The organism is Tabrizicola sp. T46 (genome assembly GCF_057219895.1).
The window spans coordinates 519,805-532,462 of sequence record NZ_JBXVVV010000001.1 but is presented as its reverse complement, the minus strand read 5'-3'; the positions used below and the strand labels follow the sequence as shown (position 1 = coordinate 532,462).

10 protein-coding genes are annotated in these 12,658 nt (G+C 65.2%); 9 read left to right on the top strand and 1 reads right to left on the bottom strand.

All coding sequences use genetic code 11. From position 1 onward, the window contains the following. Window positions 1–67: 67 nt before the first annotated feature. Window positions 68–2,356, top strand: coding sequence for a glycosyl hydrolase family 28-related protein (locus AC2D9V_RS02740; RefSeq protein ID WP_484712501.1), 2,289 nt, complete (start codon window positions 68–70; stop codon window positions 2,354–2,356). A gap of 50 nt (window positions 2,357–2,406) precedes the next feature. Here the strand turns inward: AC2D9V_RS02740 and AC2D9V_RS02735 are convergent, their stop codons facing one another. Next, window positions 2,407–2,898 (bottom strand): pyridoxamine 5-phosphate oxidase, encoded by a 492-nt coding sequence (locus tag AC2D9V_RS02735; protein ID WP_484712500.1) that lies wholly within the window; start codon window positions 2,896–2,898, stop codon window positions 2,407–2,409. A gap of 103 nt (window positions 2,899–3,001) precedes the next feature. On the opposite strand from AC2D9V_RS02735, the gene AC2D9V_RS02730 reads away from it, so the two are divergent. The 8 genes from AC2D9V_RS02730 to AC2D9V_RS02695 all read left to right on the top strand — a co-directional run bounded on the left by AC2D9V_RS02730 (window position 3,002) and on the right by AC2D9V_RS02695 (window position 12,654). Beyond that, entirely contained in the window at window positions 3,002–4,648 is a 1,647-nt protein-coding gene (locus AC2D9V_RS02730) for a SulP family inorganic anion transporter (protein ID WP_484712499.1), read from the top strand. Between the two features lie 296 nt (window positions 4,649–4,944). Beyond that, window positions 4,945–6,909, top strand: a complete 1,965-nt coding sequence (gene acs / locus AC2D9V_RS02725) for an acetate--CoA ligase (RefSeq protein ID WP_484712498.1) — start codon at window positions 4,945–4,947, stop codon at window positions 6,907–6,909. 3 nt (window positions 6,910–6,912) lie between these two features. Beyond that, window positions 6,913–7,575 carry an adenylate kinase gene (locus AC2D9V_RS02720; protein ID WP_484712497.1) on the top strand — a complete coding sequence of 221 codons (663 nt, stop codon included), beginning with the start codon at window positions 6,913–6,915 and terminating at the stop codon, window positions 7,573–7,575. A 63-nt stretch (window positions 7,576–7,638) separates the two neighbouring features. After that, a complete protein-coding gene (locus AC2D9V_RS02715) occupies window positions 7,639–7,896 on the top strand; it encodes a DUF4212 domain-containing protein (RefSeq protein ID WP_484712496.1) in 258 nt (85 codons plus the stop codon). A 14-nt stretch (window positions 7,897–7,910) separates the two neighbouring features. Beyond that, entirely contained in the window at window positions 7,911–9,863 is a 1,953-nt protein-coding gene (locus AC2D9V_RS02710; RefSeq protein ID WP_484712495.1) for a sodium:solute symporter family protein, read from the top strand. A gap of 59 nt (window positions 9,864–9,922) precedes the next feature. Then, window positions 9,923–11,746 carry a DUF294 nucleotidyltransferase-like domain-containing protein gene (locus AC2D9V_RS02705; RefSeq protein WP_484712494.1) on the top strand — a complete coding sequence of 608 codons (1,824 nt, stop codon included), beginning with the start codon at window positions 9,923–9,925 and terminating at the stop codon, window positions 11,744–11,746. Between the two features lie 8 nt (window positions 11,747–11,754). Continuing rightward, on the top strand, window positions 11,755–12,273 hold the full coding sequence (locus AC2D9V_RS02700; RefSeq protein WP_484712493.1) for a hypothetical protein: 519 nt from the start codon (window positions 11,755–11,757) through the stop codon (window positions 12,271–12,273). Further along, a complete protein-coding gene (locus AC2D9V_RS02695) occupies window positions 12,274–12,654 on the top strand; it encodes a response regulator transcription factor (RefSeq protein WP_484712492.1) in 381 nt (126 codons plus the stop codon). Window positions 12,655–12,658 lie beyond the last annotated feature (4 nt).

Below are 12,658 nucleotides of genomic sequence, written 5' to 3'. Positions count from 1 at the left end.
CCCATTGCCCAAAGACGGCGCGGCTTGCCCGCCCGTCCGGGTCATTGGCGCGAAGCGAGGGAATCTGATGAACAAGGCTATCACCGACGGGCTGGTCCTGATGCCGCCGGCATTCTCGGCCGGCTTGAACCTGTGGTCGCGCGAGGACGGAACGCCGGGATCAGGATCCTACCAGGGTCAGCCGAACGCCGCCCTTGTGACCAACGACCAGGATTTCGCGGGGTGTCTGGAGCTGCAGAAGACCGACGCCGTGCAGAAACTGCGGTCCTTTGCGCAGACGCCGGTTCAGGCCGGCCTGTACCTGAGGGTCACGGCGCGGATCAAGGCGGTGGCGGGAAGCCTGCCCGCAGTGCGGATTGCCACCTGGGCGGGGAATGCCAGCGGACAGAACGTGGCCACGGTGACCCAAACCGGGCCGAGCGTGCAGCTGACCACCTATGGGCAGGTGGTGACGGTCAGCGCGATCATCTCGCCCGCCAACCGGACGGGTGTGGACCTGGCCTGGACGCCGGTGGTTGCTTACGCGCATATCGGACTGGATCTGACGGGCCCGAACGGCGGCGTGGTCAGGATCGACGACATCGTGGTCGAGGATGTCACCAACATCTTCATCCGCAAGCTGATGGACTGGGTCGACGTGCGCGACTATGGCGCGCTGGGCAACGGGACGACCGACGATACGGCGGCCTTCCTTGCGGCGGATGCCGATGCCAATGGCAGGATGATCCTGGTGCCGTCCGGGGTATTCCGGTTGAACAGCGATGTGTCGATCGAGAGCCGCATCCGGTTCGAGGGCACGGTGTCGATGCCGGCAGGCCGGCGGCTGACGCTGACGCGGAACTTCGACCTCGACACCTATGGGCAGGCCTTCGGATCAGAAATCGACGGCTTCAAGCGTGCCTTGCAGGCGCTGTTCTACTTTACCGATCACGTGGCGCTGGACCTTTCGGGCCGCCGCGTCGACATGACCGAGCCGGTCGACGTGGCCGCGGTGGGCGCGCTGAGCACCTTTGTCAGCCGCCGCGTGGTGCGGAACGGGTCCCTGAACGCGGTCCCCGGGCCGGGCTGGGATACGGAAACCTATACCTCGGTTGCGACCTATGCGGCGGCCTCACCCTTCACGCTGACCGGCGTGGCGAACGTAGCCAATATCCCGGTCGGATCGCTGGTGCAGGGCACCGGCGTCGGCCGAGAGGTCTATGTACGGTCGAAGAACGTTGCGGCCGGGACGCTGGAGATCAGCCAGCCGCTGTTCGGTGCCACGGGAACGCGGACCTATACCTTCCGCCGGTTCAAGTACCTTCTGGATTTCAGCGGCTTCAACCAGCTGTCGCGCTTTGAGCTTGAGGACATCGAGTTCAATTCGAACGGCGTCTGTTCGGGCGTGATGCTGTCACCGGTGGGCGCGACCATGCGCTTTGTGTCCTGCAGCTTCAACCGGCCGCTGGACCGGGGCATCACCTCGATCGGGATGGGGTGTCAGGGGATGTTCGTCGACATGTGCCAGTTCCTGTCGAACGAACAGGACCTGGACGTCGTCGCCCGCACCTCGATCGCGCTGAACGTGCAGGCCAACGATACCAAGCTGCGCAATAACCGGGTGGTGCGGTTTGCGCATTTTGCGGTGGTCAACGGCACGGGTCACCTGATCCACGCCAACCACTTCTTCCAGGGCGACAATGCCGGATCGGGGTTGCGCCGGGCCGGGCTGATCTTCACCCAGACCAACATCTCGACCGTGGTGACCGGCAACTACATCGACAACTGCTTTATCGAATGGGGCAACGAGCATGACGCCGCGCCCGAGTGGGCCGGGGAGTTCTCGTTCGGCGGGCTGAACATCGTGGGCAATGTGTTCATCGCGGGAAACACGACGTCGGCGTTCCGTTTCATCGTGGTCCGGCCTTATGGCCCGGGGCATTACCTGAACGGGTTTTCGCTGGTGTCGAACAGTTTCCGCGTGATCGGGAACACCGTCGATCGCGTGGACATGGTGGACACGAGCCTTGCCACCCTGGACCTCGCGCAGTCGCGGAATGTGCGGGTGGAGGGGAACAGCTTCAACAACGTGACCCAGCCGATCATGAACCCGGTGACGCTGGTGCATACGCAAGGCACGGCGGCGGAGACCTGGAATGTGGATGCGGGAACCTTCATCCCCTTCGGCGCGCGCATCCGGCTGGTGAATTCGGTGATGCCGGAAGGGATCATCACCAACGGGGCTGGCCAGGCGCGCTATCCGATGCCCTATGCCAATCCGGGGACGGGGTCGTCCGGCTCTCAGGCGCAGTTGCGCTGGGGCGAGGCGGTACGGGGCAGGGTGATCGTCAACATGCGGATGGATGTGCCGTCGTAAGGGCGCTTAGCTGGTAAGGGTTGGGTGCGGTCCTTCGGGGCCGCCCTTTGCTACAGGTCCTGGGGGTCAAGGCGGAAGGCCCGGGCGAAGCCGCCGTTCAGCAGGGCCGAGACAGGGGTAAGCCGGACGAAGGCGAAGTCGGGGAGGTCGATGTAGATCCGCGCCTTGGGGTTCCGGTCAAGCCAGCGGTCGCGCATGCCGGGACGGGCGGGGTCATCCGCCGCGACGAAGGCGGCCTCGGCCCGGATCATCAGGCGGGGGTGGGTGAGGGGATCGCCCTTGTCGCCCACCTCGCCCAGCATCAGCGCGCAGGGCGGGCGGTCGCGGAGGGCGCGGAAATGCGGGGCAAGGCCGGAGACGAGGGTCAGGAGCCCAGCCTCGGGGTCACGGGCAAAGGCGATGCGGCTGATCCCCGGCGTGCCGGTGTCCGGGTCGGTCCAGGCCAGCGCGGCATGGCCGAGGGCCAGGAGGCGATGCGCCATCGCAAGCGCCTCGGCGTCGGCGGGCTGGACGGGGTCGGGGCGTGGGGGCCGGCCGGGCATCTGCCTGATCTCTTGTTGACAAGGGGGCGGGGGCAGGAGTCTTCTGTTGTCATTCGCGCGGACAAGCCAGCGATTACTGGCGCTTTCCCGATCGGATGCGATCATGACCGATACCACACCCGGCCGCAACGACCGGACCGAGTTCCTGCCCAAGCTCTTCACGGTCTGGCGGGAGGGCTATGGTCTTTCCGACCTGAAGGCCGATGCGCTGGCCGGTTTGACCGTGGCCATCGTGGCGCTGCCCCTGTCGATGGCGATCGCGATTGCCAGCGGGGTGGGGCCCGAACGCGGGCTTTACACGGCCATCGTCGGCGGGTTCCTGGTCAGCGCGCTGGGTGGGTCGCGCTATCAGATCGGCGGGCCGGCGGGGGCGTTTATCGTCCTGGTCTCGGCCTGCGTCATGGCGACCGGGCTGGAGGGGTTGATCCTTGCGACCTTCCTCTCGGGGCTGGTGCTGATCGCGGCGGGGGCGCTGCGATTGGGCACCTACATCCGATACATCCCCTATCCGGTGACGGTCGGGTTCACCGCCGGGATCGCGGTCATCATCTTCGCAAGCCAGCTGCGCGAGATGTTCGGGCTGACCCTGCCGGGGGCAGAGCCCGGGGAAATCCTGGAAAAGCTTCGGGCCCTGTGGGAAGCGCGGGACACGGTAACGCCCGCGGCCTTCGGTGTGGCGGTGGCGACGATGGCGATCATCCTGGCGCTGCGCCGCTGGCGGCCGCATTGGCCCGGGATGCTGATCGCGGTTGCCGTCGCATCGGCGCTGGTCGCGCTTCTGGGCCTGCCGGTTGCAACCATCGGAGCCAGGTTCGGCGCGCTCCCGAACATGTTGCCGGTTCCGGCCCTGCCGGACTGGTCGCTCTGGCAAGCTGCCCTGCCCTGGGCGCTGAGCTTTGCGCTGTTGGGGGCGATCGAGTCCCTGCTGTCGGCGGTCGTGGCGGACGGGATGAGCGGCGCGCGGCACCGGTCGAATGCAGAACTGGTGGCGCAGGGGCTGGCCAACATGGGGTCGGCGCTGTTCGGTGGGTTCTGCGTGACCGGGACGATCGCGCGGACGGCGACGAACGTGCGGGCGGGCAGCCGGGGGCCGGTCTCGGGGATGCTGCATGCCCTGTTCCTCCTCGTATTCCTGATGGTCGCTGCCCCCCTTGCGGGGCTGATCCCCCTTGCCGCGCTCGCGGGGGTGCTGGCCGTTGTGGCATGGGGGATGGCCGAGCGGCACGAGTTCGCCTCGCTTCTGCGGTCGTCGCGGGGCGATGCGATGGTGGTCAGCGTGACCTTCCTTCTGGTCGTATTCCGCGACCTGACCGAAGGGATCGTCGTCGGCTTCGCGCTGGCTGGCCTCGTCTTCATCAAGCGGATGTCCGAGACGGCGGGGATGCACCAGCCTGAGCACCTGCATGAGACGCCGCCGCGCAGCGATCTTGCGGTCTATCACATGCGGGGGCCCTATTTCTTCGGCTCCGCCGCCCAGGTGGGCAGCATCCTCGAGAAGATCGCCGAGGCGCCCCGCGCCATCGTCCTTGACATGTCCGAGGTGCCGATGATCGACAGTTCCGGGGCGCGGAGCTTTCATCGGCTTGCGGCGCGGGCGCAGCGCAGGGGCGGCCAGCTGTTCCTTGTCGGGCTGCCCCACCGCCTGCAGCGCGAGCTTGAAGTGCAGGGCGTGAAGGCACCCGATGTGCGGTTCCTTCCCGATCTTGCTGCGGTCGAGCGCGTTCTGGACCAGCGCGCCGAATCGACCTGACACGTTCGTTCGGGCAGACATGCCGAGCCGGATGTCTGCAAACGAAAGGCTTCACGAAAGCTCACGCCGACGTGAAGGGCAGGGGGTTGAAAAGCAACGGCATTCCCACGCCGACTTTTCAGAGTTTTCTGAATTGACCAATGCAGGGTCAATTAATTTACAGAATTATGCATGAAAATTAGGGGGTTACGTTTCGCTTAACAAAATGGTAACATCATGGCGGGAGAGAGCGTTCCGAGGGGCGGAACGACAGTCAGGAGGGGGCCTTTGGCCGGGTCCCTTCGAGGAGGCAAGCCATGACCGACCAATCACCCCTGAAATCGATCTATCCGGCATCCGCAGACTTCGTGGCAAAGGCGCATGTCGATGCTGCCGCATACGAAGCGCGCTATGCCGCCTCGGTGACGGACCCCGAGGGTTTCTGGGGCAAGGAAGGGCTGCGGCTGGACTGGATCAAGCCTTACACGAAGGTCAAGAACACTTCGTTCGCGCCGGGCAACATCTCGATCAAGTGGTTCGAGGATGGCGTTCTGAACGTCAGCGCCAACTGCATCGACCGCCACATGCTGACCCGCGCGAACCAGACCGCGATCATCTGGGAGCCGGATGATCCTAAGGAACCCGCCCAGCACATCACTTACGCCCAGCTTCTGGAGCAGACCTGCCGCCTCGCGAACGTGCTGAAGGCGCATGGCGTGACGAAGGGCGACCGCGTGGTCCTTTACATGCCGATGATCCCGGAAGCGGCCTATGCGATGCTGGCCTGCACGCGGATCGGGGCGATCCATTCGATCGTCTTCGGCGGCTTCTCACCCGACGCGCTGGCCAACCGCATCAATGACTCTGAAGCCAAGTTGGTCATCACCGCAGACTGGGCGCCGCGCGGCGGCAAGAAGACCGGGCTGAAGGACAACACCGACAAGGCGCTGCTGCATTGTTCGGACAGGGTGAAGGTGCTGGTGGCCAAGCGCACCGGCGACCAGACCTCGTGGGTCGAGGGCCGTGACTTTGATTTGACGGCAGAGATGGCGGCGGCCAAGCCCTATTGCCCGTATGTGGAGGTCGGCGCGGAAGACCCGATGTTCATCCTGTACACTTCGGGTTCCACGGGGAAGCCGAAGGGCGTGGTGCATACGACAGGCGGTTACCTCGTCTATGCCAGCCTGACCCATCAGGTCACCTTCGACTACCATGACGGCGACGTTTTCTGGTGCACCGCTGACGTGGGCTGGGTGACCGGCCACAGCTACATCGTCTACGGGCCACTGGCCAATGGCGCGACCACGCTGATGTTCGAGGGCGTGCCGACCTATCCAGACGCGGGCCGCTTCTGGGAAGTCTGCGCCAAGCACAAGGTCAACCAGTTCTACACCGCACCGACCGCGATCCGCAGCCTGATGGGCCTTGGGCCGGAGTGGGTGGAAAAGCACGACCTGTCGTCGCTGAAGCTTCTGGGGTCGGTGGGCGAGCCGATCAACCCCGAGGCCTGGAGCTGGTACAACACCCATGTCGGCAAGGGGAAATGCCCGATCGTCGACACCTTCTGGCAGACCGAGACCGGCGGTCACATCATCACCCCGATCCCGGGGGCGATCCCGCAGAAACCCGGCAGCGCGACGAAGCCCTTCTTCGGAGTGAAGCCCGAAGTGCTGGACCCGGCGACCGCAAAGGTGCAGACCGAGACGGCGACCGAAGGGGTCCTCTGCATCACGGACAGCTGGCCGGGGCAGATGCGGACGCTGTGGGGCGACCACCAGCGGTTCGAAGAGGCCTATTTCAGCCAGTACAAGGGCTATTACTTCACCGGTGACGGCTGCCGCCGCGATGCGGACGGCTATTACTGGATCACCGGCCGGGTCGATGACGTGATCAACGTCTCGGGCCACCGGATGGGTACGGCCGAGGTCGAAAGCGCGCTTGTCGCGCATGAGGCGGTGGCCGAGGCGGCGGTGGTGGGCTACCCGCACGACATCAAGGGGCAGGGCATCTATGCTTATGTGACCCTGATGAAGGGGATCGAGCCGACCGAGGACCTGCGCAAGAAGCTGGAAGCCTGGGTTCGCCAGGAGATCGGGCCGATCGCCAAGCCGGACCTGATCCAGTGGGCTCCCGGCCTGCCGAAGACCCGCTCGGGCAAGATCATGCGCCGCATCCTGCGCAAGATCGCCGAAAACGACTTTGGCAGCCTTGGCGACACCTCGACGCTCGCCGATCCTTCAGTCGTCGATGACCTGATCGCCAACCGGATGAACCGGGGCTGAACGGTGGCCCCCGTCATCATCCTTCTGGGGCCACCCGGCGCGGGCAAGGGCACGCAGGCGCGGATGCTGGAGGAGGACTTCGGTCTGGTCCAGCTTTCTACCGGTGACCTTCTGCGCGCGGCGGTGGCGGCGGGGACCGAGGCGGGGCTGAAGGCCAAGGCGGTGATGGAGGCGGGGCAGCTGGTCTCCGATGACATCGTGCTTGCCATCCTGAAGGACCGCATGGCCGCGCCCGACGTGGCAAGGGGTGTCATCCTCGACGGCTTTCCCCGCACCGCAGGCCAGGCGGCGGCGCTGGACAAGCTTCTGGCCGCAGCGGGCCAGCGCGTCACGGCGGCGATCAGCCTTGAGGTCGATGACGAGGCGATGGTCGCCCGCGTCTCGGGCCGCTACACCTGCGCCGCCTGCGGCGAAGGCTACCACGACGAATTCAAGCAGCCCGCGCAAGCGGGGGTCTGCGACAAATGCGGCGGCACCGGCTTCAAGCGCCGGGCCGACGACAACGCCGAGACGGTGCGTGAAAGGCTGACCGCCTATCACGCCCAGACGGCTCCGCTGATCGCGCATTACGATGCCCAGTCCGTTCTGGAACGCGTGCCGGCGATGGGATCCATCGACGGCATCCGCGCCATGCTGGCCGGTATCGTCGGGCGCGTCTCAGCCTGAGGGGAGGGGCCGTTCCCCCGGATGAACCGGGGGTGCGGGCAAGCAAACAAGGGAGAGTACAACATGGCAGACAAATCCTCTGCCAACGCCTATTGGGCAGCGAACATCCGGGTGATCGTCATTTCCCTGATCATCTGGTTCGCCTGTTCCTTCGGGCTTGGCATCCTGCTTCGGCCGGCGCTGTCCGGGATCAGTGTCGGCGGCGCCGACATCGGGTTCTGGTTCGCGCAGAACGGGTCGATCTTCGTGTTCCTGATCCTGATCTTCGTCTACGCGAAGGTCATGAACGGGATCGACCGCGCCCACGGCGTGGAAGAATAAGGGGGACCGGGACAGTGGATCAGTTTACCCTCAACCTTCTCGTGATCGGTGCCTCGTTTGCGCTGTATTTCGGGATCGCGTTCTGGGCCCGGGCGGGCTCGACCGCGGAATTCTATGCCGCGAGCCAGGGCGTTCCCCCGGTGATGAACGGCATGGCGACGGCGGCGGACTGGATGTCGGCCGCGTCCTTCATCTCGATGGCGGGCCTTCTCGCCTTCGGGGGCTATAACAACTCGGTCTTCCTGATGGGCTGGACCGGCGGCTATGTGCTTCTCGCACTGCTTCTGGCCCCTTACCTGCGCAAGTTCGGGAAGTTCACCGTGCCGGAATTCGTCGGCGACCGGTTCTACTCCACTTCGGCCCGCATGATCGCGGTGATCTGCCTTCTCGTCATCTCGATCACCTACGTTATCGGGCAGATGGTGGGCGTGGGCGTGACCTTCGCGCGCTTCCTGGAAGTGTCGACCACGACGGGCCTTCTGATCGGCTCGGCCGTGGTGTTCGCCTATGCGGTGTTCGGCGGGATGAAGGGCATCACCTATACCCAGGTGGCGCAGTACATCGTGCTGATCATCGCCTACACCATCCCGGCGCTGTTCATCTCGCTGAACCTGACGGGCAATATCCTGCCGCAGCTGGGCTTCATCGGGACCTATGCGCCTTCCGGTGGCGAGGTTTACTTCCTGGACAAGCTTGACCAGGTGGTGACCGACCTCGGCTTTGCCGCCTACACTGCTGACACCACGAACATGTTCAACATGTTCCTCGTCACGATGTCGCTGATGATCGGGACCGCGGGTCTGCCGCACGTGATCATCCGCTTCTTCACCGTGCCGAAAGTGTCGGACGCCCGCATCTCGGCCGGCTGGGCCCTGGTGTTCATCGCGCTGCTCTACACCGTCGCCCCCGCCGTGGGTTCGATGGCGCGCCTGAACATCACCACCACCTTCTGGCCGGGCGCCATCGAGGGCGAAACCTTCTCCAAGCCCGCGCTTTCGATCGCCGAGATCGACAGCAACCCGGATCTCGCCTGGATCCGGAACTGGGAAAAGACCGGCCTGCTGAAGTTCGAAGACAAGAACGGCGACGGGCTGATCCAGTACTTCAACGAGAAGAAGCCTGTGACTGACGCCACTGCCGCGCTTGCGGCTGCTAAGAAGGCGCTGGCCGATGCTGCTGCCGACGCTGACAAGGCCCCGCTGGAAGCCGCTATCGTCGAGAAGCAAGCTGCCCTTGACGCCGTCCTGGCCGATCCGGCAAATGGTCTGGGTGGCAAGTCGCTGGCCGAACAGGGCATCGTCGGCAACGAACTGACCACGGTCAACAACGACATCATGGTTCTGGCGAACCCTGAAATCGCTGCTCTGCCCGGCTGGGTCATCGCCTTGGTCGCCGCCGGTGGTCTTGCCGCCGCGCTCTCGACCGCTGCGGGCCTTCTGTTGGCCATCTCCTCGGCCATCAGCCACGACCTGATCAAGGGTGCGATCAACCCGAACATCAGCGAAAAAGGCGAGCTTCTGGCCGCCCGGATCTCGATGGCTTTCGCCATCGTGGTGGCGACCTGGCTTGGCTACGACCCGCCCGGCTTTGCCGCGCAGGTGGTGGCACTGGCCTTCGGTCTGGCGGCTGCGACGATCTTCCCGGTGCTGATGATGGGTATCTTCTCGACCCGCGTCGGCAAGGAAGGCGCGATCGCCGGCATGATCGTCGGCCTCGTCACGACCTCGGTCTACATCTTCCTCTACCTGGGCTGGTTCTTCATCCCCGGCACGAACGTGTACCCGAACACGCCTGACATGCACTGGTTCGGCATCTCACCGGCAGCCTTCGGGCCGATCGGGGCGCTTCTGAACTTCGCTACGGCCTACATCGTCTCGGCGATGAGCAAGGCTCCGCCGCAGGAAGTGCAGGACCTGATCCAGTCGATCCGCGTGCCGAAAGGTGCCGGCAAGGCGACGGCTCACTAAGACCAACGCGCCTCCGGGGACATCCCCGGGGGCGCACCCTTTCACCGGGCTTTGGGATCATGGATCAGGACAGCACACAGCTTCTGGCCTTCCTTGAGACGGTTCACCCCTATGACAGCCTGCCGCGGGACGAGATGGCGCGGGTCGCCGCTTCCTTCAGCCGCAGGCATTACGACGACGGCGCAATCATCTATTCGGCAGGAGAGCCGCTGGACGGCATCTTCCTGATCCTTCAGGGCGCGGTCGAGGTGCTGGAGCCATCGGGCAGCCTCGTCTCGCTCCTTGGCCCCCGCAACAGCTTTGGCGAACGTGGCCTGATGCGCGATGGTGTTGCCGTGACGACGGCGCGCGCGACCGAAGGTGCCGAAATCCTGATGCTGCCCGAGGCCGAATTCCGGCGGCTCATCGCCGGCTATCCGGCCTTCGAACGTTTCTTCCATCGCGGCCGCCAGCACGAAAACCGCGAGGCGGACATATCGACCCGAAAGGTGGGAGACCTGATCGCCCGGGCGCCGATCGCGGTGCCGGCAGAGACCTCGATCCGTGAAGCCGCGGGACGGATGCGAGACGCGCATATCTCGTGCCTTGCGATCACCGAAGGCGACCGGCTGGTCGGCATCGTGACCGCGCGGGACTTCGTGAACAAGGTGCTGGCGCAGGGACTGGACCCGGCGGCACCGGTCAGAACCGTGATGGCGGCCGATCCGATGGTGCTCACGCCGGACAGCCTTGGGTCCGATGTGCTGAACCGGATGCTGGAACACCGGATCGGGCATCTGCCGGTGGTGGATGACGGCAAGCTTGTGGGGATGATCACCCAGACCGACCTTGTCCGGTTCCAGGCCGTGTCCTCAGCGCTGCTGGTGCGCGATGCGGCGACGGCCGGGACGGTGGCAGAACTGGCCGAAAACACGGCGCGCATCCCGCGCCTATTGGTGCAACTGGTGGGCGGTGGTTCGGCGCATGAGGTGGTGACGCGGCTGATCACCGACATCGCGGACACTGTCACACGCCGTCTATTGGCCATGGCCGAGGCCGAGCTTGGCCCGGCGCCGGTGCCCTACCTCTGGCTCGCCTGCGGCAGCCAGGGCCGGCAGGAACAGACCGGTGTCAGCGACCAGGACAACTGCCTGATGATCGCGGACGCCGCGACGGATGCAGACATGGCCTATTTCGCGAAGTTGGCCAGGATCGTCTCGGACGGGCTGAACGACTGCGGCTATGTCTACTGCCCCGGTGACATGATGGCGACCAATCCGCAGTGGTGCCAGCGGATGGAGGTCTGGCGCGGCTATTTCCGCAAGTGGGTGTCGACCCCCGACCCGATGGCCCAGATGCTGGCAAGTGTCATGTTCGACCTGCGTCCGATCGGCGGGACGGCCAGCCTTTACGCCGACCTGCAGGCCGAGGTGCTGGACATGGCCGCGAAGAACTCGATCTTCGTGGCGCACATGATCTCCAACAGCCTCAAGCACACGCCGCCCCTGGGCCTACTGCGGGGCTTTGCCACCATCCGCTCCGGTGAACACAAGAACCACATCGACCTGAAGATGAACGGTGTTGTGCCGGTCGTGGACCTTGGGCGCGTCTACGCCCTGATCGGCGAGTTGCCGGAAGTGAACACCCGTGCCCGGCTGGAGGCTGCGGTAGAGGCAGGGGTGATTTCGGCATCCGGCGGGCGCGACCTGATCGAAGCCTATGACCTGATCGCCCAGGCGCGTCTGGAACACCAGGCCCGCCGGGTGAAGGGCGGCGAGAAGCCCGACAACTTCATTGCGCCGTCGGAACTGTCGGATTTCGAGCGCAGCCACCTGCGCGATGCCTTCGTCGTCGTGCGTACCATGCAATCCGCCGTGGGCCAGGCCCGCGGCGCCAGAAGTTGAGACCCTGAATGGCCCTTGAACTCCTTGGATCCCTTTTCGTCGCGCTGACGATCGGCCTCTTTCTCTGGGCGCTTCGCAAGAAGGTCCCGGCGATTCCGCGCTGGTTCGTGCCCCTGGCGGCGGGTCTTGGCCTGATCGCGACGACGATCTGGATGGAATACAGCTGGTTTGACCGCGTTTCGGGCGCCTTGCCGGACGAATTCGCCGTGACGAACGTGGAAACCGGGTCCTCGCCCCTGCGCCCCTGGACCTATGTCGTTCCGCTTGCGAACCGGTTCACCGCGCTCGACACCACCAAGCGCGCCCGCCACCCCGAGCGCGCCGAACTGATCGTCGCGCCGGTCTTCGGCTTTGCCCGCTGGCAGAACCCGCAGACGGCATTGATGGTCTTCGACTGCGCCGGAAAGCGCCGCGTTCCGGTGACTGAAGGCATGAACATCGACGCGAACGGCACTCTGACCGGGGCCGAATGGCTGCAGATCGAAACCACCGACGGCCTGCAAGAGGCCGCCTGCAAGGAGGGATGAATGGACCGCAAACCGCGCATCCTTGTGGTCGAGGATGAGGACAACATCGCCGTCGCGCTGGACTATCTGATGACGCGCGAGGGCTATGACCACGACCGCGTGGCCAGTGGCGCCGACGCCCTGCCGCGCATCCGTAAGACCCACCCGGACCTTGTGCTTCTGGACGTGATGCTGCCCGAGGTGTCGGGATACGAGATCTGCGAAGGCATCCGTACCGACCCGTCGCTTGCGGATGTGAAGGTGCTGATGATGACGGCCCGCGGCTCGGCGATCGAACGCCGGAAGGGGATGGCGCTGGGGGCGGACGGCTTCATCTCGAAACCCTTCGAACTGAAGGACCTGCGCGACGAGGTGCGCCGGCTTCTGACAGCGGGGGCCTAGTCCC